The following is a 24,878-nucleotide window of genomic DNA, read 5'->3' as shown; positions in this document are numbered from 1 at the left end:
TAATTTTAATAGTATATACCTTTTTCAAAGTAATCTTTTATTTCTTCTAAATTATTTGTTTTTCCTAAAGCTAAAATTAATTTTAGTCTTGCTTTGTGACCTGGTAAATCACCACCAAATATACAACCTAGGTTTCTTAAGTCTCTACCTGAACCAAGGTATCCGTAACTATCAAATACTCTACCAGAATTACATCTTGACACTATAACAACTGGAATATTGTTTTCTCTAGCATATTTGACACCCTCATACATTTTTGGAGGTATGTTTCCTCTACCCATAGCTTCGATGACTATACCTTTATATCCATTATCTACAGCTAATTTTAAAAATGTTTCATCCATTCCAACTGCAGACTTGAATAAAGCAACTTTATTTTCTACCTTATCAGTGTCAATTATAGTTCTATTTGTTATTTTCTTATATAAAAGAAATTCATTACAGTCTATAACTCCTAGTGGTCCGCCAGTTACTGATTGGAAGGTATTTAAAGCTAGAGTATCAGTCTTAGTAGCTTCAGAAGCAGCTATAACCTCATTGTTTAAAACAATAAGAACTCCTTTTTTACGGGCACTATCTGATATAGCAGTACAAACTGCACCAGATAAGTTACTTGGACCATCATATCCAAGTTCAGAGCTACTTCTCATAGCCCCTGTAACTATTACAGGCTTTTCATTATCTATAGTTAAATCTAAGAAATAAGCAGTTTCTTCTAAACTATCAGTACCATGAGTTATTACTACACCACAAATATCTTCTCTTTCTAAAAGATTATTTACGTAGTGTTTTAATTCCATCATTCTTTCTGGTGTCATATGAGGTCCTGGTATTTCATCAAAATTTAAAACTTCAACATTAGCAACTTTATCAATATTTGTTACCATAGACATTATTTGTTCACCAGATAAAGTAGGTATTGCTGCACCGACTTTTTCGTCAACTGTCATAGATATAGTACCTCCAGTGAAGACTATAGCTACTTTCTTCTTATTAGTCATAATATCCCACCTCTTAATTAAAAATTTATTTTATACTAAATATAAATTATATCAAAAAGAATAAAACTAATCTATGTTATGGAATGATAAATAAAATCCTTTAATGTAAAAAAATGCAAAAAAAAAGAGCTGGGGAAGCTCTTCTTTTTTGTTTAAGATGATTTCCGTTATCATCTTAAACTAATGGATATAAAGTATATCCGTTCAAAAGGGGTATTGGGAATAGAGATTTTAATTAAGGTTATCAGGGGGATAACCATGTATTAATAATAACAATATTCGACAAGAAAATCAATAGTTTTTACAAAAAAATTGTCATAAATATGTTAAATCTATGTTAAATTTGAAAAAATCAAAGTAAGCTTATATTTATTAAAAAAATATAAAAAAATAACCTACTTCTTTTCCGATCTGAAGTAGGTGTCAAATGAATATAAAAGTATTCATTTAAAAGGGGTATTGGGAATAGAGATTTTACTAAGGTTATCAGGGGGATAACCATGTATTAATAATAACAATCTTCGACAATAAAATCAATAGTTTTACAAAAAAACTTTAAAAACTTTTCGACAAATTGAAAGCTAAGAAAAATATTAAAAAACTAGGTTTTTAATGGTATAATAAGAAGATATGAATAAATCCAATAAAAATAGATATTAGCTTAAAAACATTGGAATACTAACAATGAGAAAATTTTATTTAACCTGATAATTAATTTATGAAATTGTCAAAACTAAATAAAAGGCTAAAGGTAATATATTAATGAAAGAAAGTTGGTGTATTATATGGAAATATATTTAGATAACAGTGCTACAACTAAACCATATAAAGAAGTTGTAGATAAAATGGTTTATGCCCTTACTACTGATTATGCAAATCCGTCTTCATTACATAGAAAAGGTATAGAAGTAGAGAAAAATATAAAAGCAATAAGACAAGGTATCGCTAGAACTATAGGTGCAAAGGATAAGGAAATATACTTTACATCAGGTGGTACAGAATCTAATAACGCTATAATAAGAGGAGTTGCTAATTTATATAAAAAGAGAAAGAACCATATAATATCAACAGAAATTGAACATCCATCTGTTTTAAATACTTTAAAAGATTTAGAAGAAGATGGGTTTGAAGTTACATATTTAAAGGTTGATAAAGAAGGAAAAATAAATATAGATGATTTAAAAAATGCTATAAAGTCAAGTACAATATTAATAACTATAATGCATGTAAATAATGAAATAGGAAGTATACAGCCAATAGAAGCTATAGGGAAGTACTTAAAATCATTAAGTGATAAAATTTATTTACATGTTGATGCAGTTCAATCTTATTCTAAGATAAACTTTAAGCCATCTAGATATAATATAGATTTTATGAGCGTTAGCGGTCATAAATTACATGGTCCTAAAGGAATAGGATTTATGTATATTAAAGAAAGTAATAGACTAAAACCAATACTTACAGGTGGAGGACAAGAAATAGGAATAAGATCAGGTACAGAGAATGTTCCTGGTATATATGGAATAGGTGAAGCTGTAAGAATTTTAAATAAGGACCTAAATCAAACAATAGATAAAATTAAAGAACTTAAAAATTTATTAAAAGAAGAAATTATAAAAAATATAGATGACATAAAAGTAAACTCTCCTGAAGATGGAGTTTGTCATATATTAAATATATCCTTTAAAGATGTAAGAGGAGAAGTTTTACTTCATTATTTAGAGCAAAAAGGTGTTTATGTATCAACAGGTTCAGCATGTTCATCTAAGAAAAAAGGAAGTCATGTATTAAATGCAATAGGACTTACTGCAAATGAAATAGAAGGTGCAATAAGATTTAGTTTATCAGACTTAAATACAAAAGATGAAATATTAGAAGTTGTAAATATATTAAAAGAATCGGTAAGTGATTTAAGAATGATTATAAGAAGACGATAATTATTAATAAATTTGAATTATTAATTATAAATAAAGAAAACCTATAATAATAGGTGAAGACATAAAAATTTATCTAAGAGGTGACAAATTTGTATAATATACTAATAGTTAAGTACGGAGAAATAGGTGTAAAAGGAAAAAATAGATACCTATTCGAAAATAAGCTTGTTAAAAATGTAAAGAATATGCTTAAGCCACTAGGGAAATTTGATGTATATAAGGAATACGGAAGAATATACGTTAATTTAGAAGATTATGATTATGAAGAAGTAGCAGAAGAAGTAAGAAAAGTTTTTGGAATTGTTGGAGTTTGTCCTGCTATAAGAGCTGAAAAAGATTACGATAAATTAAAAGAATTAGCACTTCAAGTTCTAGAAGAAAAGATAGAATCAGGAGCAAAGACTTTTAAAGTAGAATCAAAAAGAGGAGATAAAGATTTTAAATTTACTTCTCAAGAAATGAGTATAGATATAGCAGGATACTTAGTATCAAAAGTTCATGATAGAATAGGTGTAGATATAAGAAATCCAGAGACTAAGATAATATGTGAATATAGACAAAATCATGTAATGGTATATAGTGATACAGTGCCAGGATATGGTGGATTACCATTAGGTACTAATGGTAGAGCAATGTCACTTTTATCAGGTGGTATAGATTCTCCAGTTGCATCTTGGATGGTTGCAAAGAGAGGTATGGAAATAGAAGCAATACACTTCCATACATATCCGTTTACTAGTGAAAAATCACAAGAGAAGGTAAGAGATTTAGCAAGAATATTATCTAAATACTGTGGAAGGCTTAGACTTCACAAAGTAAATATACTAGAAATACAAAAAGCTATTGGTATGAATTGTAATGATGAAGAAATGACAATCATATCAAGAAGATTTATGATGCAAATAGCACAAAGAGTAGCAGAGAGTAGAAGATGTGATGCTTTAGTTACAGGTGAAAGTATAGGACAAGTTGCTTCTCAAACAATACAAGGTTTAACTTGTACTAATGCTTCAGTAACTATGCCAGTATTTAGACCATTAATAGCAATGGACAAAACTGAAATAATAGATATAGCTCAAAAAATAGGTACATTTGAAACATCTATATTACCAGAAGAAGATTGTTGTAGTGTATTTGCTCCTAAAAAGCCAGTTACTAAGCCTAGACTTGAAAGAATAGAGAAGTCAGAGTCGAAATTAGATGTAGAAAAATTAATACAAGATGCTATAGATAATATAGAAGTAGAAGATATAGAATTTTAATAAAAAAGGGTTTTTAGCTTTATAGCTAAAGGCTCTTTTTGCCATTTAAGGATATTGATATTTTGTAACGAAAGCAATTTAAAATACATATAATACTAATGTAAAAAAATTAAAGGGGATGTCTTATATGACAAGAAAGGAATTAAAATTTAGAGCAAAACAACAATTAAAAGGTAATTGGTGGACTGCAATAGGAGTAATATTAATCATTGCTATTATTGAAGGTTTATTAGGATTCTTAGGTACTAAATATGAGGAAAGTGTATGGTATCCAACAATAATCGGAATAGTAACATTTTTAATTGTAACACCATTAGTTTTAGGTAAAACTATATTCTTTTTAAAATTATCTAAATCTGAAGAGGGAAGATGTTCAGATGTATTTTTAGGATATAAGAATTATTTGAAGGTAATTGGAGTATCAATTTTAAGTGAAATAATTATATGTATAGGATTTATTGTATTTATAATACCAGGAATTATTTTATCTCTTATGTATTCACAAGTTTATTATATATTAGCTGAAAACCCTGATATAGGCATAGTAGAATGTCTAAAGAAAAGTAGAGTGATGATGCAAGGTCAAAAATGGAATTACTTTGTATTGATGTTAAGCTTTATATTATGGGGAATATTAACAGCTATTACAGCTGGAATAGCTGGTTTATATGTAATACCATATTACGAAGCTACATTTACTAATTTCTATTTAGATATAAATGATAAAAAGGAATTAGCATAATATATAAAAATAAAAGATCAGCTTATGCTGATCTTTTATTAAATATTTCTACATCGTATTTAGACATTATATCTATTGCTCTATCTATATCTTCTTGAGTTCCGTCCTCAATTTCTTTTAATTCATAATCTAAGCCCATGTTCTCCCATTTATGAACACCCATAGTATGATATGGAAGTATTTCAAATCTATCTACGTTATTTAAAGTGCTTACAAATTGAGCTAACTTTTCTAAGTTTTCAACATCATCAGTTACACCAGGTACTAATACGTGTCTTATCCAAACTGGTATATTCATATCGCTTAAATGTTTAGCTAATTTTAATGTTTTTTCAATTCCAACACCAGTTAAAGCTTTAGACTTTTCTTCAACCATATGCTTTATATCTAGAAGTACTAAGTCTGTATTTTCAAGAACTGGAGCTATAGTATCTATATTTACAAAACCTGAAGTGTCTAAGCATGTATGGATTTTGTTCTTTTTAGCTTTAGCAAATAATTCTGCTAAGAACTCTGGTTGTAATGTAGCTTCTCCGCCAGATACAGTTATACCTCCACCAGATGCTCTCATATATGAAGAATATTTAAGTGCTTGTGATATTATTTGATCTGTTGTATATTCAGTTCCGCTTTTAGTATCCCATGTATCTCTATTATGGCAGTATTTACATCTTAATGGGCATCCTTGCATAAATACTATAAATCTTATTCCTGGACCATCTACTGTACCAAATGTTTCTATTGAATGAACTCTTCCTTTTATCATCTTATTCACCTCATAAGTATATATTTAATCTTAATATTTTTATAATTTGTTAGGTTATAGCTTTATTTATTATTGAATACATATAAATTTAATAGTTGGTTACAATATATTGTATACAAAGTAACCATAAATAAATTATATGATATTTATTAAACAAAGTCTATAAATTATCTTAAATTTATTGTATTGTATTATATTACATTAATACCCATAAAAAGGTACCTAAAACTATTTTTATTATATTTTATAAGAATTTACAGAATATTATAAATTGGAATATAAGTAGTAGAGTATATATATATATAAAAAGAGTACAGGTGGATGAATCCTGTACTCTTTTAAGACGTAAGTTTTAAATATTATTGGATGATTGTAATATTTAAATTTTAGTTTTTTATTTAAAAATTAGTATAGTTTATTTAAATTAGTATAGTTTATTTAAATTAGTATAGTTATTTGATGTTATAAATTAAGCCATTTTTCCGTGGAATGTTCTGTTTATAACGTCTAATTGTTGTTCTCTAGTTAATTTTATGAAGTTAACAGCGTATCCTGAAACTCTTATTGTTAATTGTGGATACTCTTCTGGATGTTCCATAGCATCTTCTAAAGTAGCTCTATCAAATACGTTAACGTTTAAGTGATGAGCTCCATCTGCAAAGTATCCGTCCATCATTGCTGATAGGTTAGTTATTCTTTCATTCATATCTTTTCCTAAAGCACCTGGTACTATAGAGAAAGTATTAGATATACCGTCTTGAGAATGCTCGTATGGTAATTTAGCAACTGATGCTAATGAAGCTAAAGCTCCGTTAGTATCTCTTCCGTGCATTGGGTTAGCTCCTGGAGCAAATGGTTCACCAGCTCTTCTTCCGTCAGGAGTGTTACCAGTCTTCTTACCGTAAACAACGTTTGAAGTTATAGTAAGAACAGATTGAGTATGAACAGAATCTCTGTAAGTTTTGTTCTTTCTTATTTTGTTCATCATAGATTCAACTAAGTATACAGCTATTTCATCAGCTCTATCATCGTTGTTTCCGTATTTTGGATAGTCTCCTTCTATTTCGAAGTCAACAGCTATTCCTTGCTCGTTTCTTATAGTTTTAACTTTAGCATATTTTATAGCTGATAATGAGTCAGCACAAACTGAAAGTCCTGCTATACCACAAGCCATAGTTCTGAATACATCTCTATCATGTAAAGCCATTTCTAATGCTTCATAAGAGTACTTATCATGCATGTAGTGGATTACGTTTAATGTATTTACATAAAGGTTAGCTAACCAATCAGTGAATGGTTCGAATCTAGCCATAACTTCATCATAGTCTAAGTATTCAGAAGTTATTGGTTCAAATCTTGGTCCAACTTGAACTAATGATTTTTCATCCACTCCACCGTTTATTGCGTATAATAATGTCTTAGCTAAGTTAACTCTAGCTCCGAAGAACTGCATTTGCTTACCTATTCTCATTGCAGATACACAACAAGCTATACCGTAGTCATCTCCCCAGTATGGTCTCATTAAATCATCGTTTTCGTATTGAACTGAACTTGTATCTATAGATACTTTAGAACAGAAGTCTTTAAATCCTTGAGGGAATTTAGTTGACCATAATACTGTTAAGTTTGGTTCTGGAGATGGTCCAAGAGTGTAAAGAGTATTTAAAACTCTGAATGAGTTCTTAGTTACTAATGGTCTACCATCAACACCTATACCACCGATTGATTCAGTTACCCAAGTTGGATCTCCTGAGAATAAATCGTTGTAATCTGGAGTTCTTAAGAACTTAACCATTCTTAATTTCATTACGAAGTGGTCCATTAATTCTTGAACTTCTTCTTCAGTTATAGTTCCGTTAGCTAAATCTCTTTCGAAGTATATATCTAAGAAAGTAGAAGTTCTACCTATAGACATAGCAGCTCCGTTTTGATCTTTTATAGCAGCTAAGTAAGCGAAGTATAACCATTGAACAGCTTCTTTAGAGTTAGTAGCAGGTCCAGATATATCAAATCCGTAAGAATTTGCCATTCTCTTTAAAGCTTCTAAAGCTCTTATTTGTTCAGATATTTCTTCTCTTAATCTTATAGTATGCTCATCCATGCAAGAAACTTCTAAAGAATCTTTTTGAGCCATTTTATCTTCTATTAATCTATCAACACCGTAAAGTGCAACTCTTCTGTAGTCTCCTATGATTCTACCTCTTCCGTAAGCATCTGGAAGTCCTGTTATTATACCAGATCTTCTTGCAGCTCTCATTTCAGAAGTGTAAGCATCGAATACACCTTGGTTGTGAGTTTTTCTGTATTTAGTGAATATTTCGCTTATTTCTGGATCGCATTCGAATCCGTAAGCCTTACAAGAAGTTTCAACCATTCTTATACCACCATAAGGCATAACAGCTCTTTTTAAAGGTGCGTCAGTTTGGAATCCAACAACTGTTTCTAATTCTTTATCTAAGTATCCTGGAGCGTAAGCATCTATTCCAGAAACTGTTTTAGTATCAACATCTAGAGTTCCGCCATTGTCTCTTTCTTGTTTGAAAAGAACCATAGCTTTTTCCCATAATTTTTTAGTGTTTTCTGTAGCTCCAGCTAAGAAAGAATCATCTCCCTCATATGGAGTGTAGTTATCTTGGATGAACCCTCTAACATCTATTTCTTTAGTCCATCTACCAGTTTTAAAGCCTTCCCATGCATTCATTGTCATAGTGAAATCCTCCTTGTTTAAGATCAGGTATAATTTTGAACTTAAAATAAGTTTTATTATATAAATTTTATCTAGCTAGATTTATTTTTAACAATTAGATAATACCATATATTTAGTATTTTGTATACAAAATTTATAAGTAATTTTGTATTTATATTTAATTAAAAGTATAAGGTCTATACCTGTATTTTTTATTATTAATTTCTATGTTATATAGATACCCCTATTTTTTGGTATTAAAACAAAAATATTATAATATTTAGAAAATATAAAAAATTTTTTGAAAATACATTAACTATATAAATATTAATTTGGCATATATTGGACAAAACTGAATAACTATTAAATATGAGGGGAGGGGATTTTGTGTTAATAACAATAGTTTTATTTTTAATAGGATTTGTATTAATAACTAAAGGTGCAGATATTTTTATAAATTGTACAGTAGAAATAGGGAAGAAAACTCATATATCAGAACTTGTATTAGGAGCTACTATAGTTAGTTTTGCGACAACACTTCCAGAACTTACAGTATCATTATGTGCTTCTATAAATAATCAAACTACTATGAGTCTAGGAAATGCAGTTGGATCTATAATATGTAACACAGGTTTAATATTAGGACTAGTTGCGCTTATAAGTCCATTTAAAGTTGAAAGAAAAATGTTTATATCAAAATCTACATTATTATTAATTTCAATTTTAGCATTAATTATATCTGGTCTAGATGGAGGTATAAGTGGAATAGATTCTATAGTACTTTTAGCAATCTTAGCTATATTTATGTATAACAACTATAAGAGTGTTGTATCTAGACCGGTAAGAAGTGATAATATCAGTAGTTCATCAGCTAACGCAAATGGATTTAAAAAAGGAGAATTAGCCAAAACAATAATATTGTTCTTACTAGGATTAGCTATGATGGTAATAGGATCAAGATTATTAGTAGATAATGGATCAGATATAGCTAAGATGATAGGCATACCAGAAGGGATTATAAGTTTAACTATAATAGCTCTTGGAACATCTTTACCAGAATTGGTATCATCACTAACAGCAATAAAAAAGAAACATCATGCTATTTCTGTTGGTAATGTACTTGGAGCTAATATACTTAATATAACATCAGTTATATCTTTATCATCAGTGGTAAATGATATACCTATATTATCTCAAAACTCATCAATAGATTATCCTTTTATGATAGCTTTAGTTTTAATGCTTATACTTCCTACAATTAAAAATAACAAAATATATAGGTTACAAGGATTGATGTTATTACTAATTTATGGATCATATATAGTTACTTTATACTTCATGTACATGGCATAATTTAAATTAATAAAAGTAAAATATTACATATTTAAATTATAAGGTTCCTCAAATTGTACATAATACATATATAAAGAGGTAAAATACTAATTGCATATTAACTGAAATAAATATATAATGGATAGGTTAATATAAATTGATTACGGAAAGGAAACAATATATGAATATAACTAAATTTGAAGATTTACCAATTAGCGACAGTATAAAAAGAGCAATAGCAGATATGGGGTTTGAGGAGCCATCACCAATACAATCACAATCAATACCTGTAATATTATCAGGGAAAGATGTTATAGGGCAAGCGCAAACTGGAACGGGAAAAACAGCTGCGTTTAGTATACCTGTATTAGAAACTGTTGATCCTGAAGATAAAAGCTTACAAGCAGTAGTGCTTTGTCCAACAAGAGAACTTGCAATTCAGGTATCGAAAGAAATAAAAAAATTATCTAAGTACATGCACGGAATAAAATCATTACCAGTTTATGGTGGACAACCAATAGATAGACAAATAAAATCATTAAAAGGTGGAGTACAAATAGTAATAGGAACTCCAGGACGTGTAATAGATCATATAAACAGAAAAACATTAAAAATGGACAATGTTAAAATGCTTATATTAGATGAAGCTGATGAAATGTTAGATATGGGATTCAGAGAAGATATAGAAATGATATTAAATAAAACTCCTGAAAATAGACAAACTACTTTCTTCTCAGCTACTATGCCAAAGGGAATATTAGATTTAACTAGAAAATATCAAAATGACCCAGAACATATAAGAATAGTAAGAAAAGAAATAACTGTACCAAATATATCTCAATACTATATAGAAACTAGAAACTCTAATAAATTAGAAGTTTTATGTAGATTAATAGATGTATATAACCCTAAATTATCAGTTGTATTTACTAATACAAAAAGAGGTGCTGATGAATTAGTAAGTGAGTTACAAGCTAGAGGATACTTTGCAGATGCTCTACATGGGGACTTAAAGCAAACTCAAAGAGATATAGTAATGGATAAGTTTAGACAAGGAACTATAGATATATTAGTTGCTACAGACGTTGCAGCTAGAGGTATAGATGTAGATGATGTTGAAGCGGTATTTAACTATGATTTACCACAAGATGAAGAATACTATGTACACAGAATAGGTAGAACTGGTCGTGCTGGTAGAACAGGAGTATCTTTCAGTTTCGTATTTGGAAAAGAAATGAGAAAAATGAGAGATATAGAAAGATATACTAAAGCTAAATTAGTTAAGCATAGTATACCATCTGTAGCAGATGTTGAAGAAAAGAAAGTAAGTGCATTCTTCCATAAAGTTAAAGGTGTAATGGATGAAGGTAACTTAACTAAGCAATTACAATGGTTAGAAGGATTCTGTAATGAGTCTGAAGTTGAAATAATAGATGTAGCAGCAGCTTTAGTTAAATTAGCTTTAGGTGATGAAGAAAAACAAGAAATAATAGAAGAACCATCAAGAGATAGAAATAGAGATAGAAGAGACCGTAAAGGTGGAGACACTGGTGCTAAAGAAGGTATGGTTAGACTATTTATAAATGTTGGTAGAAGCCAAAGAGTTCAAGCTAAAGATATATTAGGTGCTATAGCTGGTGAAGCTGGAATATCTGGTAAATTAATAGGAACTATAGATATATATGATAAATATACTTTCGTTGAAGTACCAAAGCAAAATGTTAAAAAGGTATTAGAAAGCGTTAAAGATATAAAAATAAAAGGAAATAAAGTTAATATAGAAAAAGCAAACTCTAGAAGAAAGAAGTAATTTTTTAGAGTTAGTATTTAAGAGGTGTAAATATAAATTATATTTACGCCTTTTTTATTAATAACACTGAAAATTTGTATTTAAGAAAGAATATAAAATAAAAATAATGTATACTTAAAACTAAAATGATATGACAGGAGGTTTTGCATGAAGGTTTTTAGTACAGGTTGTACATTAGATTGTTTTGATGCTTGTAGAATGAATGTTTATGTGGATGAAGGAAAAGTTGTTAAAATAGAAGGTGATAAAAATCATCCTTTTACTAAAGGGTTTATTTGTAATAAAGGGAGAGCTCATTTAGATAGATTAAATCATCCAAATAGAATTTATAATCCGCTATTAAAAGTGGATGGAAACTGGAAGGAAATTAGCTTTGAAGAAGCTATAAAAATAATGTCTGACAAGTTAAATTTTTATAAGGATAATTATGGATCAAAATCAGTTTTATATTATGAGCAGTATGGAAATGGATCACTATTAAAATCAATTGGTGATATATTTTTTAATTTTTATGGTGGAGTTACTAAGCAAAAGGGAGGACCCTGTTGGAGTGCAGGTATTAAAGCTCAAGAGTATGATTTTGGAAATGTTAAAAGCCATAGTCTTGAAGATATGAAAAATAGCAAGAATATATTTATATGGGGAAAAAATCCTGCGTATACAACTATTCATACTATGCAAATATTACAACAAGCTAAATCAAATGGGAGTAGGGTAATTGTTATAGATCCAATTAAAACGCATACAGCCAATATAGCTGATTATCATATTCAATTAAATCCAGGAACTGATGGAGCATTAGCTATGGCTATTGCTAAAATTATCATAGAAGATAATCTTGTGGATAAAGATTATATAGATTCATGTGTATTAGGTTATGAAGAGTATAAATCATATTTAAATACACTAGAATTAAATTACTTATCCACAGAATGCGGGGTAGATTTAGATATTATAAATGAGTTAGCTAAAATCTATAGTGAAAAATATAGCTCTATTTGGTTAGGATATGGACTTCAAAAATATAAAAATGGAGGAAATACAATTAGAGCAATTGATGCATTGGGAGCCATTACAGGACAAATTGGACATATAGGTGGAGGTATTAATTATGCTAACAAATTATATCCAAGTGTATTAAAAACTGATCCATACGATAGTAACAGTTATGCACAAAATAGAGAGGTATATGTGCACAATTTGAGTGAATTTATTGACAATTCATATAGAGATATGGTGGATAATGTGAATAACGCTTTCATAAAGATGGCTGTAATTGTAAAAAGTAATTTGCTAAATCAGTTGCCTAATCTAAATAAATTAGAAAAGTCATTTGAGTCTATTGATTTCAAGGTTTGTTTTGATATATTTATGACTGATACAGCTCAAAAATGCGATTTATTTATTCCTTGTTCAAGTACTCTTGAAAGTGAAGATTTACTGTTTAGCTCTATGTGTAATCCTTATATAACTTACAATGAAAAGGTGATAGAACCAAGTAATAAACTTATGGATGAGTATTATTTCTTTAGAGAATTAGCTAAATATATGAATATAAAAGAGTATCCACAAGTATCTAAAAAGGAGTATTTAAATAAAGTTATAGAACCTCTAAAATCTGTGGATAAAGAAATAAATCTTGATAGAATAAAAAATGATTATATAACTGTATATAAGGATATTCCATGGAAAGATAAGAAGTTTGATACTATATCAGGAAAATATGAATTATATTCAGAAAAGATACAAGATTTGGGGTTAACACCTATTCCAACATATATTCCGCCAGAAAATTTAGAGGGTAAGAAATTACGATTAATAACAACTCACCATAAAGATACTTTATTTAGTCAACATTATATGGATAAAAAAGGAATTTCTAAGGCATATATTAATAAAAATATGGCAATAATTAGGAATATAGCCGATGATGAGATTGTTTGCCTTCAATCCAGGAATGGTAAAATTAATGTACAAATAAAAATTAATGACAATATAGGTGATAATACTATTTTAATGTATGTAGGTTGGTGGAAAAAACATGGCAACCCTAATTTTGTTACAAATAGCGGTGTATCAGATTTAGGAGGACAAGTAACATATAATGAAACTTTAGTAGACATAATAAAACAAAACTAGTTAAAATTCATTGAAGGATAAAAAATTAATCTAATAGAATTGATTATCATTGGAGTTTTGATTATTTACTTTAAGATGAATTTTAATTAGGGGGGACAAATAATGGTAAAATATTCTTTGAATAATAAAAACTTGCTAGTTAAATTTGAGATGACAGAATTAGATCATCATATAGCAGGTGCTATAAGAGAAGAAATTGATGATATTTTAATGACAAGATCAGTTAAAAATATAGTTTTTGATTTTGAAAATATTAACTTCATGGATTCTTCAGGAATAGGTGTGATAATAGGTAGATATAAAAAAATATCAAGTGAAAAAGGTACTGTATCAGTTATAAACATAAGTCCTAGAGTAAAAAAGGTTTTTGATTTATCAGGAATGAACAAAATTATAAAAGTTTGCAGTACATATGAAGAAGCATTAAGTTCTTTGTAAGGGGGAAATGTTTATGAGTAATATTATGGAAGTTAAGTTTTCTGCTAAATCTGAAAATGAAAGTTTAGCTAGAGTTATAGCAGCATCTTTTGCAGCAAAGTTAGATCCTACTTTAGACGAAATAGCGGACATAAAGACAGCTGTATCAGAAGCTGTAACAAATGCTATCATACATGGTTATGATGAAGATGAGTCCAAGTTTGTATATTTAAAATGTAAATTAGAAGGCAATAAGATAGAGATTATAGTTGAAGATAAAGGGAATGGAATAGAAGATGTAGATTTGGCTATGCAACCGTTATATACGTCAAAGCCAGAGCTTGAGAGATCAGGAATGGGATTTTCTGTTATGGAAAGCTTTATGGATGATGTAAAGGTAAGTTCTATAAAAAATGAAGGTACAAAAGTTATTATGCTAAAAAATATAAACTTACCTAAATAAAATCCAAAAAGAATAGAGGTTTTATTATGGGGATAACTGCAAATAAAGAAGAAAAAAAGAAATTACTCAGCCATGAAGAGACGTTAGATTTAATAAAAAAGGTTCAAAATGAAAATGATGAAGAAGCCAAAGAAATTTTAATAAAAAATAATTTAGGATTAGTTAGAAGTGTAATATCTAAGTTTTCTAATATAGGATATGATAGAGATGATTTATTCCAATTAGGCTCAATAGGCCTTATTAAATCTATATATAAATTTGATCCTAAATTTAATGTGAAATTTTCTACATATGCTGTTCCAATGATATTAGGAGAGATAAAAAGATATCTAAGAGATGACGGGATGGTTAAAGTTTCTAGATCATTAAAGCAAACAGCTATAAAAGCAAAATCACAAAAAGAAATTTTAACTAAAAAATTAGGAAGAGAGCCTACTGTAGATGAAATAGCTAAGGAACTAGATGTTGAAAAAGAAGATTTAGTAATGGCTATGGAAGCAAACTTTTCAGTTGAATATTTACATGGAGTAATTCATGAAGAAGAAGGATCTCCAATATGTTTAATTGATAAAATAAGCTTAAAGGGTGAGAATGAAGAAGAGAAGTTAATTGATAATTTACTTCTTAAGCAAGTTCTTAATAAGCTAGAAAAAAGAGAGAGACAAATTATTGTTCTTAGATATTTTGAAGATAAAACACAAAGTGAAATAGGAGATATATTAAATATATCTCAAGTTCAAGTTTCTAGAATAGAGAAAAAAGTACTGTCGAAATTAAAATCTTATATTAGTTAATAAAAATTAATATTAAATACAAAAATAAACCTTTTAATAGTTATTTATGATTAGTGCAATACTAATAATTAGCTATATAAAAATAAGGTTTATTTTTTTTTATATAACAAATAATAGAAATAAAGGGAGGGTGCAAACTATGGATTATATTTACTTAATACCTAAAAAGTTAAAACCTTTTCATTCAAATACAAAGAATATATATATTAAAGATATTTATGAAGTTTATCCTAAAAATAAAGATGCAACAATAAATGAGATATGTATAAGAGAGTATAAAGATAATGACTTAAAATATGATGTTATACATTTAGGTGAAATTATAGAAAGGATAAATGAAAATCTACCAATGGTAAGTATAAACTTTTTGAAATGTGATGATATAGTTATCTTTTTTGACAAATTTAAAAAAGATAGAACTAAATACATAAGAGTAGTAATAGTATCAATAATAGTATTTATGGGGTCTATTATGGGAATTATGAATTTTCATGCAGATGTAAATATGTATTCATCTCAATATAAAATGGTAGAAGTATTAACTAAAGATGCTAAAAAATATTTGCCATACTTTCAAATTCCATACTCAATAGGAATTGGTATAGGTGTGGCTATGTTTTTTAATAAATTTATTCCCAATTATTCAAAATACGAGCCTAGTCCTATGGAGTTGAAGATGGTTTCTTTGAACAAGGAAATAGAAAATCAATTAAGAGGTAAGGAAGAATAATGTGAAATTTTTTTTAGTGGTTTATGGAATATCATCGGGAATAATCGTTGGAGCTGGAGTAATATCAATACTTATTTTAATAGGTATTGTACCTAGAATATCTCATGTTACAAATACAAAACAGTTTATAAGCGTATATGAAAATTTATTAGTAATAGGTACATTCATAGGTAGCATACTATCACTTCATAATTTAGGAATACATCAAGGTAGGGTAATAACTATAATTTCAGGATTATCTTATGGTGTATTTTTAGGTTTTTTAAGTTCTGGATTAACTGAGGTAATATATTATATTCCCGTTATATCAAGACGCTTAAAACTACCAAAGAATTATTTAAAATATGTAGTAATATCCTTGATGATAGGCAAAGTAATAGGATCTCTTTTAGGATGGGCAATAATATAAGGAGGTAGTAATTATGGGAAAAAAAGATGACTATAATAAATATGTCGATGAGATAAGTCCTAAACCTACGTATATAAAAAATTATATTCTTGCATTTATAATAGGTGGATTAATTTGTATGGTAGGACAAGGAATTAATGATTTTTTTAGTAATGTTGTAAATTTGGACAAACTAGCTGCATCTTCAGCAACATCGATAACATTAGTCTTTCTAGGATCTTTTCTTACTGGTCTAGGTGTTTATGATTTACTTGGAAAGAGGGCAGGAGCCGGGTCAATTATACCTATAACTGGATTTGCAAACTCTATAGTATCTCCAGCTATGGAATTTAAGAGAGAGGGATATGTATTAGGTGTTGGAGCAAATATGTTTAAAATTGCAGGCCCTGTATTAGTTTATGGAATAGGTTCTTCTATATTATTTGGATTTGTTTATTATTTAGTTAAAATGTTTATTTAATTTATTCAGTGGTAAGGAGTGAGACAATGAAGAATAAAAGAATTGGAAAGAGAACAGTAGAATTGCAACATAAACCAGCTATAATTAGTACCGCATCAATAGTTGGACCTAAAGAAGCTAAAGGTCCACTTAGAGATTATTTTGATAAAATTTTAGATGATGATTTAGATGGTGAAAAAACTTGGGAATTAGCAGAATGCAAGATGATGAAAGACACTATAGAATTAGCTGTAAAAAAATCAGATAAAGGTATGAAGGAAATAAATTATCTTATAGGTGGAGATTTAATTAATCAGATATGGCCATTTTCTTTTGCAGCAAGAGATTTAGACGTACCTTTTATTGGAGTTTATGGAGCATGTTCTACTATGGCTCAAAGTATGTGTCTTGGAGCTATGTTAATAGATGGAGGTTTTGCTCAAAATATATTAGCAGGAACTTGTAGTCATTACTGTACAGCTGAAAGACAATTTAGATATCCATTAGAGTTAGGAACTCAAAAACCTATGACTGCTCAATGGACAGTTACTGGAGCTGGATGTGTACTATTATCTGATCATGGCGATGCTCCTAAGATTAAATATGTAACAATAGGTAAAATTATAGATAAGGGAATAAAAGATGGAAATAATATGGGCGCAGCTATGGCTCCAGCAGCTGTAGATACAATATTAGCATATTTTAATGATACAAATGATGATCCAAATAGTTTTGATTTAATTGCAACAGGTGATTTAGGAACAGTAGGTAAGACTATAACTTTAGACTTACTAAAAGATAAAAACCTAGATATATCAAAAGTATATACAGATTGTGGATTAGAAATATTTAATTTAAAAGAACAAGATGTTCACTGTGGAGGAAGTGGATGTGGATGTTCAGCAGCAGTATTTTCTGGATATATCTATGATAAGTTAAAAAAGAAAGAATTCAATAAAGTAATGCTAGTATCAACTGGAGCTATGTTATCACCAAATAGTACATTGCAAAAGCAAACTATACCTTGTATAGCAAATGCAGTTGTAATAGTTAATGAATAGGAGGTGATTTTCTTGATAATGGATTATATTAAGGTATTCCTTGTTGGAGGAACAATTTGTTTAATAGCTCAGATAATGATGGACTATTTTAAAATGCAGACACCTTATGTAATGGTAACTTATGTAACTAGTGGAGTTATATTAACATTCTTAGGTATATATGAACCTATAGTTGATTTTGGAGGTGCTGGAGCTACAGTTCCTTTAATAGGATTTGGTTATTCATTGGCAAAAGGTGTTATAAAAGGCATAGGAGAAAATGGACTTTTAGGAGTCTTTACAGGTGGAACAATAGCTACTGCAGGTGGTATAGCTGCTGCTATCTTCTTTGGTTATAGTATGGCTGTAATTTTTAATCCAAAGGCTAAGCCATAAAATTTAAATTATATTTAAATAATCAAAAAGCGATAAACTAAATTTAGTTTATCGCTTTTATCATTATATCTAATATTTATAAGTTTTCTATTGAGCTGGAGGTATAGGTTCTGTTCCACCGTTATCAGTAGCACCATTACCAGTGCCGTTGTTTGTACCAGCGTCAGTACCGCCAGTAGTACCATTACCAGCACCATTATTTGTTCCATTATCAGTAGTACCATTACCAGTACCAGTACCGTTGTTTGCACCAGTATCTGTATTAGTATCAGATGGAGGTGTAGTTGTTCCACCTTCATTATCTGGAGGATCAGAAGCTGTGTCATCAGTATTATCTGGTTCTTCTTCTACATCTTCATCTTGTGTATTTGTCTGAGTTTGGTAAGAGCTTACTCTTCTAGGAGAAGTTCCATTTATAAATGCAGCTCTTGCACCACCTGAAGATGTTCCTCCATCTATTAAGTTTATATTTGAGAAATAGATGTTAGAAGGTACTGTAAAGCTTGCTTTTGTAAGCCCAGAATGAACTTTCTTCATAACTGCAGACCATAATCTAGCAGCTGTACCACTACTTCCATCAACACCTCTACGTGCTATTGTTTCACCAGTATTAGGGTCTTTTGTACCAGCATCATCACCTATATAAGTTGATGCAACGTAATATGGAGTATATCCGACAAACCAAGCATCTAACTTACCGTTAGTAGTACCTGTTTTACCAGCAACCTCGATACCTCCACCGATAGCAGCTGAACCACCGATACCTTCAGTTATAACAGATTTTAGCATATCAGTTATAACGTAAGCCACATCCTCAGATACAACTTTGTGTTCATCTGGAGTAGCTTTTACTAATAATTGTCCATCGTAAGTTGTTATAGTTGTAAATATAGTTGGCTCTATATATACACCGCTATTAGCAAGTGTACCATATGCAGAAGCCATCTCTAGTGGAGATACACCGTATGTCATACCACCTAATGTTAAGGCAGGGAAACGTCTATCTCCTTCATTTATATCACCAGTTTTACTATCTTTTAAAGTTGTAATTCCAAAGTTCTTTAAATAATCAAGCATTATATCTACACATTCTTCGTAACTATCGCCTAGCATTTCAGCTGTTTTAATAGCGATTGTATTTGAAGAATAAGCAAGAGCTTTACGAAGTGTCATATATCCGCTTCCTGCAGTTGTAGTAGCTGGATTCCATTTGTTATTTTGGCTAAATTTATATCCACCTCTAGCATCACTTAGTGAGTCTGCTTGGGTAATTTCTAAAGTATCTATAGCTGGAGTATAAACTGATAGTGGTTTTATAGTAGAACCAGGTTGCTGAGCGGTTGTAGCTCTATTAAGAGTTTTTCTTCCTTTTATGTTTCTACCACCAACTAAAGCTTTAATTTGTCCAGTTTTATAGTCTAATATAACCATTGCAGATTGAGGTTGAGGTATACCATTTATATATTTTGTTCCAGGGAAGTTATTAGTATTTTCATATTCGCCTTCTAATATATCTTGCATACTAGAATCTATAGTAGTGTATATGTTTAAACCACCATTACGGAATAAGTTATCAGCTTCATCCCAAGTATGTCCTTGATTCATTAAAGCGCTAATAACCTCAGACTCTATAAGGTCTTGTACTGATGTAACTACAGTATCCTCTGTTTTAGGTAAACAAATTTTTATTTCTTCTGCTACAGCCTTATCATGTTCTTCTTGTGTTATGTATCCTAACTCTAACATTTTAGCTAAAACAACTTCTTGTCTTTGTTTAGCCTTAGAATTATTAACAGCTTTTCTAACTATTAACGTACCTTTCTTTAACTGAGTATGTGTATCTGTATCAATAAGTTTCCAGTCATAATAAAGCTTATCTATAATGTTAAAGTCAACATCAGTTGGATCATCCCAATTATCATCTGTAGTATTTGTATAGAATAATAATCTATTTTCTAAATCTTCTTTAGTTTCACTTCCATTTAGCTTGTCTGGAATATAAGCAGAGTACGCAGATGGATTTTTAGTAGAACCTGCAAGTAAAGCTGATTCTGCTAAACTTAATTCACTGGCATCTTTACTAAAGTAACCATGAGCACCTGCTTGTGCTCCAATAAGCCCTCTTCCAACGAAGAAGTTATTTAAATAAGCTTCTAATATTTCGTCTTTAGATAAAGTTTTACTCATTTCATATGCATAATAAATATCTTTTACCTTACGAGGTAAAGTTTGTTCTGAAGATGTTAGTAGCATTTTTGAAACCTGCATTGGTATTGTACTACCACCTTGTGTTTTTCCTAATAAAGTTTTAACAGCAGATCTGAAAAGCCCCTTTATGTCTACACCGCTATGCTCATAGAAACGTTCATCTTCTATAGCAACTATAGCATTTTTTAAGTGATCAGACATATCATCTAGTGATACTGGTTCTTTTTTATTTGTGCTTGGAGCATTTGATAAAAGTGATCCATCAGCATAATAAATTTTTGTTGTTTGATAAGTTTTCTCATCTAAAAGAGCTTTTGTAACTGGCTCTACATTTCTCAGAGAAGAGAATACTAATCCAGTTCCTGCCGCTGCACCAACTACTAACAAGGCTAAAATAAATACACCTGTTAACCTAAAAAATCTAAATTTATCTTTTTTATTATTTGATTTTCTAGACTTTGATCTGCTACTACTATCATTTTGAGTAGAGTTAGTAGTAGTCTTAGTAGGGTTATTAGAGGAACTAACCTTTTTTCTTCTTATTTTATTTTGATCTTCATTATTGCCATTGCTCATAAGTTAAACCTCCTTACTTAATGCAATATTATAACATATATAGCGATGTTTTTGTAAAATATACATAAAAATGAATATAGTGTAACTTATATTACTTTTTATATGTCTACTTACAGTATATAAGTTAAATTACTTAACTTTCTACCTACATATAAATTATATTATTATTTTTTACTAATATTATAATTTTTATGTTAAGGTCAAATATTAATAAGGCATAAACTATTATGGGGGTGATTAATTGAATAAATATAAAAAGACAGGAATAATATTTTTATTACTATTTATACTTTCTTTTTTTATAGGAAGTTTTTTATACATAGATAGAACATTACGACCAACAATTACAGTACTTGCTGAAACAAAAGCACTTGAGATTGCAAATAAGTCTATAAATAAATCAGTATCAGAAGTTGTAAAAGGACAAATAAATTATACTGATTTAGTAAACGTTCAAATGGATTCTGAAGGGAAAATAACCATGCTACAAGCTAATACTGTATTAATGAATTCGTTGGCATCAGATATAGCACTAGAAATACAAGATGAATTAAAAAAGATTAAATCTACAAGTTCATATATTCCTATTGGAACAGCTTTAGGAAGCCCTATACTAGCAAAATATGGTCCACAAATAAAAGTATCAATTGAGCCAATAGGAACAGTATCTGTAGATTTTAAAACCAAATTTGAATCATCTGGAATAAATCAAACTAGACATACTATTTATATAGAAGCAAATACGAAGGTAAAAGTTGTAATTCCACTGACAACTTCAACTCAAGAAGTTAATGTACAAATACCTGTATGTGAAACTATAATAGTAGGGGATGTTCCACAAAGTTATGTAAATATACCTGAAACAGGAGTGCAAAGCGTGATACCAAATTTAAATAATACAACAAACAATAAAAATAATTAAAAAATATAAGGGATGTTTAAATTTTAATTTTTACATCCCTTATAAATAGAAGATATATATAATGCGTATTTAATTATTCATAATCCATCCAATAAAAACACCATAACCTATAGATGGATCATTTTCAACTGCGTGAGATACAGCACCGATTATTTTATTTCCTTGTACTATAGGAGTACCACTCATTCCTTGAACAATACCTCCTGTTAATCCTAGTAAATCTTTATCAACAATACGTATTTTAAATGTTTTAGGGCTAGGAGTTCTTTGGTTTTCGATTCCAATTATTTCTATATTATATTTTTGACAAACATTAAATTGATTTTGTAAAATTATTTGAGCTTTTCCTAACTTAACTTCATCTAGAGAGGCTACTTTATATTTTTTTAATTTTGAAGTATCTAAATTATCTATACTCCCTTTTATTCCGTAGTTATCATTTTTTGTAAAATGTCCAACGGTAAAGTCACGTCTTGCATTTATACAACCAACGCTACCTTTACAAGACTTTTGAATTGTAATATCAGTTGTAGTAGATATTGAGCCATCTTTTATAGCTATCCTTTTTGAGTTACCTACATTTATAGGATGACCAACAGCTGCAAATTCTTTATTATTACAATCAATATAGGTTAAAGTAGCAAATCCGGAAATTAAATTGTTGAAGTTAATTTTTTCTAAAATTTCTTTATTACATTTAATACTTAGAGTGTTTCCTCCTCTATTTACTAAAATGGAAACATCACTATCTTTTGGTAGAGAATAAAGTATAGATGAAAATTCACCATAATTACTTATAGGTTTATCTTGTAATTTTAAGATTGCATCACCAATTTGTAATGGACAATTTTCAACTTCATTTCTTACTATAATAGTTTTTAATTCTGCATCAATTTGTAACACGTTGCCCATTGGAACTAAATACTCTGTATCTAATTTATCGGCATTTTGTGCATAAATAAAACTATTTGGCAAAGAATATAAGCAAAATAATAAACATGAAAAAATTATAATTTTTGACTTAATCTTTAAATTTTTTATATTGAAATTTTTATTAATCATAAAACACCTTCTTTCTGAGCAACTTTGATGATTAATGGTGCTTTAATATTATAGTGCACATTAATTAAGTTTTAATCCTTGGAAAAGAGATTCAATAAAACCGTACTTTTCAAAAAAAAACAAAGGATATTTATAAATAAAGCATTTTCAATTAGTGTAATAAAAAAAGAAATAAAACACTTTAAATTTTTTGAAAGTGTATTTATTTCTTTTTTATTTTTCTTCTAGTAACTTTCTTTATTCGAGTTTTATTTTTTTTTGAAGCTCGTGTAATAGCTACGTCTGGAATAGGAGGAACAAATACCTCGTCTGAACTATCAGGATTACAACTTTTAACTGAGGAGACTAAGGCAAGCTCATCTGATAACACTGCTAAAAAAGTAGATAATATATTCAAATCATTAACATTTAATTCCTCAGCTAAAGCAACTGCTAGAGTAGAGGCTAGAACTATGTAATCTAAATATCCAAAACAACAAAGCTTTGAATCACTGCTATCATCATTATTACTATTACCGTTATTATTATTAAAGCCATTAGAATTATTACTAGTATTACTAGAACTATTTGAATTAGAGTTAGAACTACCATTATTACCATCATTAGAGTTAGAATTATTTTCGTTTGTTTGATTATTACAAGTACTACTAGTTTGACTTGTAGATGTATTATTAGAGTTACTTCTTTTGATTATTTTTTTTTTATAGCATCTATTATTAGACGAAGATACATTTTTAGGCATACTTTTAATCTCACCACCTAAATTTACGATATATAAATATATATGCATTAAATAGCAAATATAAATGAAAAACTAAGTAAAAATAAAATTTAAATAATCTGGGGAGAATAAACTAGAAAATAACTTTATACAAATTTAAAAGTGAAAGGAGAATAAAATGAAAAAATATAGAGTGATAATAATGGCAATAATAGCTATGGGAATAATTCTTATAGGTACATCAGACCCATTAAATAGTCTTTACAAAGCAACAGGGTTAATAAGTAAGGGAATAGATAACGATAAAGATAAAAATAGAGAACAAAAGGTCGAGGATAAAAAACCTACATCAGAAAAAGATGATGAAAATAGTATAAAAGATAATTCAAAATATTTAATATGTATAGATCCCGGACATCAAGAAAAAGGTGATCCAAACTTAGAACCAGTAGGGCCAGGTTCAGGATATCAAAAAGCAAGAGTTTCATCTGGTACAGAAGGCGTAGCAACTAAAAAGCCAGAATATGTTCTAAATTTAGAAGCATCTACAGTTTTAAAACATATATTAGAAGGTAAAGGCTATAATATCATAATGACTAGAGAAAGCCATGATGTAAATATTAGTAATAGTGAGAGAGCAATTTTTGCAAATGATAAAAATGCAAATTTGGTAGTTAGAATTCATGCTGATAGTATAGACAATTCATCTAAAACAGGAGCATCAATATTAATTCCAGAGGAAGGTGGAAGATACACATCCTCTATATATGAAGAGAGTAATAAGTGTGCGGAATTAATTAGGAGCAGTATGAAAAATTCAGGAATACAAATAAATGGAGTTTTTCAACGTGGTGACTTAACTGGATTTAATTGGTCTAAAGTACCAGCAGTATTAGTTGAAATGGGCTTTATGAGTAATTATAATGAAGACAAAATGATGTCTAATCCTGACTATCAAAGAAAATTAATGCAAAGTATTGCAGATGGAGTAGATGAATATTTTAAGACTAAATGACGTTAGGTGAT

At 29.1% G+C, this 24,878-nt stretch carries 22 protein-coding genes; 16 read left to right on the top strand and 6 right to left on the bottom strand.

What is annotated here, in order from left to right; genetic code table 11:
• Positions 1–5: 5 nt before the first annotated feature.
• Positions 6–1,001, bottom strand: coding sequence for an asparaginase (locus EIH23_RS05665; protein WP_122639256.1), 996 nt, complete (start codon positions 999–1,001; stop codon positions 6–8).
• A 785-nt stretch (positions 1,002–1,786) separates the two neighbouring features.
• On the opposite strand from EIH23_RS05665, the gene EIH23_RS05660 reads away from it, so the two are divergent.
• From EIH23_RS05660 to EIH23_RS05650, 3 genes are all read left to right on the top strand, one after another.
• Entirely contained in the window at positions 1,787–2,938 is a 1,152-nt protein-coding gene (locus EIH23_RS05660) for a cysteine desulfurase family protein (RefSeq protein WP_122639255.1), read from the top strand.
• Positions 2,939–3,027: 89 nt separating this feature from the next.
• Complete coding sequence (thiI, locus tag EIH23_RS05655; protein WP_122639254.1) at positions 3,028–4,200, top strand: tRNA uracil 4-sulfurtransferase ThiI; 1,173 nt, start codon at positions 3,028–3,030, stop codon at positions 4,198–4,200.
• Between the two features lie 127 nt (positions 4,201–4,327).
• Entirely contained in the window at positions 4,328–4,942 is a 615-nt protein-coding gene (locus EIH23_RS05650; RefSeq protein ID WP_164488997.1) for a DUF975 family protein, read from the top strand.
• Positions 4,943–4,964: 22 nt separating this feature from the next.
• On the opposite strand, the gene pflA is transcribed toward EIH23_RS05650, so the two are convergent.
• Together pflA and pflB are read right to left on the bottom strand one after the other, a co-directional pair.
• The gene (gene pflA / locus EIH23_RS05645) at positions 4,965–5,708 is read right to left on the bottom strand and encodes a pyruvate formate-lyase-activating protein (RefSeq protein ID WP_122639252.1); all 744 of its coding nucleotides are present in this window, start codon (positions 5,706–5,708) and stop codon (positions 4,965–4,967) included.
• 469 nt (positions 5,709–6,177) lie between these two features.
• Positions 6,178–8,409, bottom strand: coding sequence for a formate C-acetyltransferase (pflB, locus tag EIH23_RS05640; protein ID WP_122639387.1), 2,232 nt, complete (start codon positions 8,407–8,409; stop codon positions 6,178–6,180).
• 372 nt (positions 8,410–8,781) lie between these two features.
• Here pflB and EIH23_RS05635 point away from each other — a divergent pair, with 372 nt between their 5' ends.
• From EIH23_RS05635 to spoVAE, 11 genes are all read left to right on the top strand, one after another.
• Positions 8,782–9,747: a calcium/sodium antiporter gene (locus tag EIH23_RS05635; protein WP_122639251.1), complete on the top strand. Its 966-nt coding sequence runs from the start codon at positions 8,782–8,784 to the stop codon at positions 9,745–9,747.
• A gap of 160 nt (positions 9,748–9,907) precedes the next feature.
• On the top strand, positions 9,908–11,536 hold the full coding sequence (locus EIH23_RS05630) for a DEAD/DEAH box helicase (RefSeq protein ID WP_122639250.1): 1,629 nt from the start codon (positions 9,908–9,910) through the stop codon (positions 11,534–11,536).
• Between the two features lie 147 nt (positions 11,537–11,683).
• The gene (locus tag EIH23_RS05625; RefSeq protein ID WP_122639249.1) at positions 11,684–13,675 is read left to right on the top strand and encodes a molybdopterin-dependent oxidoreductase; all 1,992 of its coding nucleotides are present in this window, start codon (positions 11,684–11,686) and stop codon (positions 13,673–13,675) included.
• 102 nt (positions 13,676–13,777) lie between these two features.
• Positions 13,778–14,113 (top strand): anti-sigma F factor antagonist, encoded by a 336-nt coding sequence (spoIIAA, locus tag EIH23_RS05620; protein WP_122639248.1) that lies wholly within the window; start codon positions 13,778–13,780, stop codon positions 14,111–14,113.
• 13 nt (positions 14,114–14,126) lie between these two features.
• Positions 14,127–14,555: an anti-sigma F factor gene (gene spoIIAB / locus EIH23_RS05615; protein WP_122639247.1), complete on the top strand. Its 429-nt coding sequence runs from the start codon at positions 14,127–14,129 to the stop codon at positions 14,553–14,555.
• Positions 14,556–14,581: 26 nt separating this feature from the next.
• Entirely contained in the window at positions 14,582–15,349 is a 768-nt protein-coding gene (locus tag EIH23_RS05610; protein ID WP_122639246.1) for a SigF/SigG family RNA polymerase sporulation sigma factor, read from the top strand.
• A 139-nt stretch (positions 15,350–15,488) separates the two neighbouring features.
• The gene (locus EIH23_RS05605; RefSeq protein ID WP_122639245.1) at positions 15,489–16,079 is read left to right on the top strand and encodes a stage V sporulation protein AA; all 591 of its coding nucleotides are present in this window, start codon (positions 15,489–15,491) and stop codon (positions 16,077–16,079) included.
• A 1-nt stretch (position 16,080) separates the two neighbouring features.
• A complete protein-coding gene (locus tag EIH23_RS05600; RefSeq protein ID WP_122639244.1) occupies positions 16,081–16,488 on the top strand; it encodes a stage V sporulation protein AB in 408 nt (135 codons plus the stop codon).
• Positions 16,489–16,501: 13 nt separating this feature from the next.
• Positions 16,502–16,948 (top strand): stage V sporulation protein AC, encoded by a 447-nt coding sequence (gene spoVAC / locus EIH23_RS05595; RefSeq protein ID WP_122639243.1) that lies wholly within the window; start codon positions 16,502–16,504, stop codon positions 16,946–16,948.
• Positions 16,949–16,974: 26 nt separating this feature from the next.
• The gene (spoVAD, locus tag EIH23_RS05590; protein ID WP_122639242.1) at positions 16,975–17,988 is read left to right on the top strand and encodes a stage V sporulation protein AD; all 1,014 of its coding nucleotides are present in this window, start codon (positions 16,975–16,977) and stop codon (positions 17,986–17,988) included.
• Between the two features lie 12 nt (positions 17,989–18,000).
• Entirely contained in the window at positions 18,001–18,363 is a 363-nt protein-coding gene (gene spoVAE / locus EIH23_RS05585) for a stage V sporulation protein AE (protein ID WP_122639241.1), read from the top strand.
• Positions 18,364–18,450: 87 nt separating this feature from the next.
• On the opposite strand, the gene EIH23_RS05580 is transcribed toward spoVAE, so the two are convergent.
• On the bottom strand, positions 18,451–21,147 hold the full coding sequence (locus EIH23_RS05580; RefSeq protein WP_122639240.1) for a transglycosylase domain-containing protein: 2,697 nt from the start codon (positions 21,145–21,147) through the stop codon (positions 18,451–18,453).
• A gap of 241 nt (positions 21,148–21,388) precedes the next feature.
• Here EIH23_RS05580 and yunB point away from each other — a divergent pair, with 241 nt between their 5' ends.
• Positions 21,389–22,069 (top strand): sporulation protein YunB, encoded by a 681-nt coding sequence (gene yunB, locus EIH23_RS05575; RefSeq protein WP_122639239.1) that lies wholly within the window; start codon positions 21,389–21,391, stop codon positions 22,067–22,069.
• A gap of 69 nt (positions 22,070–22,138) precedes the next feature.
• On the opposite strand, the gene EIH23_RS05570 is transcribed toward yunB, so the two are convergent.
• Together EIH23_RS05570 and EIH23_RS05565 are read right to left on the bottom strand one after the other, a co-directional pair.
• The gene (locus EIH23_RS05570) at positions 22,139–23,131 is read right to left on the bottom strand and encodes a SpoIVB peptidase S55 domain-containing protein (protein ID WP_122639238.1); all 993 of its coding nucleotides are present in this window, start codon (positions 23,129–23,131) and stop codon (positions 22,139–22,141) included.
• Positions 23,132–23,333: 202 nt separating this feature from the next.
• On the bottom strand, positions 23,334–23,873 hold the full coding sequence (locus EIH23_RS05565; protein ID WP_122639237.1) for a hypothetical protein: 540 nt from the start codon (positions 23,871–23,873) through the stop codon (positions 23,334–23,336).
• Between the two features lie 157 nt (positions 23,874–24,030).
• On the opposite strand from EIH23_RS05565, the gene EIH23_RS05560 reads away from it, so the two are divergent.
• A complete protein-coding gene (locus tag EIH23_RS05560) occupies positions 24,031–24,867 on the top strand; it encodes an N-acetylmuramoyl-L-alanine amidase family protein (RefSeq protein WP_122639236.1) in 837 nt (278 codons plus the stop codon).
• Positions 24,868–24,878: the final 11 nt, after the last annotated feature.

Source organism: Romboutsia sp. Marseille-P6047 (genome assembly GCF_900604535.1).
Classification (GTDB): Bacteria; Bacillota; Clostridia; order Peptostreptococcales; family Peptostreptococcaceae; genus Romboutsia_E.
The sequence above is the reverse complement of the archived record's forward strand: the minus strand, read 5'-3'. Positions and strand labels throughout refer to the sequence as shown.

Coding starts and splice junctions, on each gene's coding strand:
- EIH23_RS05660 (WP_122639255.1), top strand. CDS start 1,787: ATGGAAATATATTTAGATAACAGTGCTACAACTAAACCATATAAAGAA.
- EIH23_RS05650 (WP_164488997.1), top strand. CDS start 4,328: ATGACAAGAAAGGAATTAAAATTTAGAGCAAAACAACAATTAAAAGGT.
- EIH23_RS05625 (WP_122639249.1), top strand. CDS start 11,684: ATGAAGGTTTTTAGTACAGGTTGTACATTAGATTGTTTTGATGCTTGT.
- EIH23_RS05630 (WP_122639250.1), top strand. CDS start 9,908: ATGAATATAACTAAATTTGAAGATTTACCAATTAGCGACAGTATAAAA.
- pflB (WP_122639387.1), bottom strand. CDS start 8,409: ATGAATGCATGGGAAGGCTTTAAAACTGGTAGATGGACTAAAGAAATA.
- pflA (WP_122639252.1), bottom strand. CDS start 5,708: ATGATAAAAGGAAGAGTTCATTCAATAGAAACATTTGGTACAGTAGAT.
- spoVAD (WP_122639242.1), top strand. CDS start 16,975: ATGAAGAATAAAAGAATTGGAAAGAGAACAGTAGAATTGCAACATAAA.
- EIH23_RS05605 (WP_122639245.1), top strand. CDS start 15,489: ATGGATTATATTTACTTAATACCTAAAAAGTTAAAACCTTTTCATTCA.
- EIH23_RS05565 (WP_122639237.1), bottom strand. CDS start 23,873: ATGCCTAAAAATGTATCTTCGTCTAATAATAGATGCTATAAAAAAAAA.
- EIH23_RS05610 (WP_122639246.1), top strand. CDS start 14,582: ATGGGGATAACTGCAAATAAAGAAGAAAAAAAGAAATTACTCAGCCAT.
- spoVAC (WP_122639243.1), top strand. CDS start 16,502: ATGGGAAAAAAAGATGACTATAATAAATATGTCGATGAGATAAGTCCT.
- EIH23_RS05665 (WP_122639256.1), bottom strand. CDS start 1,001: ATGACTAATAAGAAGAAAGTAGCTATAGTCTTCACTGGAGGTACTATA.
- EIH23_RS05580 (WP_122639240.1), bottom strand. CDS start 21,147: ATGAGCAATGGCAATAATGAAGATCAAAATAAAATAAGAAGAAAAAAG.
- EIH23_RS05560 (WP_122639236.1), top strand. CDS start 24,031: ATGAAAAAATATAGAGTGATAATAATGGCAATAATAGCTATGGGAATA.
- spoIIAB (WP_122639247.1), top strand. CDS start 14,127: ATGAGTAATATTATGGAAGTTAAGTTTTCTGCTAAATCTGAAAATGAA.
- EIH23_RS05570 (WP_122639238.1), bottom strand. CDS start 23,131: ATGATTAATAAAAATTTCAATATAAAAAATTTAAAGATTAAGTCAAAA.
- spoIIAA (WP_122639248.1), top strand. CDS start 13,778: ATGGTAAAATATTCTTTGAATAATAAAAACTTGCTAGTTAAATTTGAG.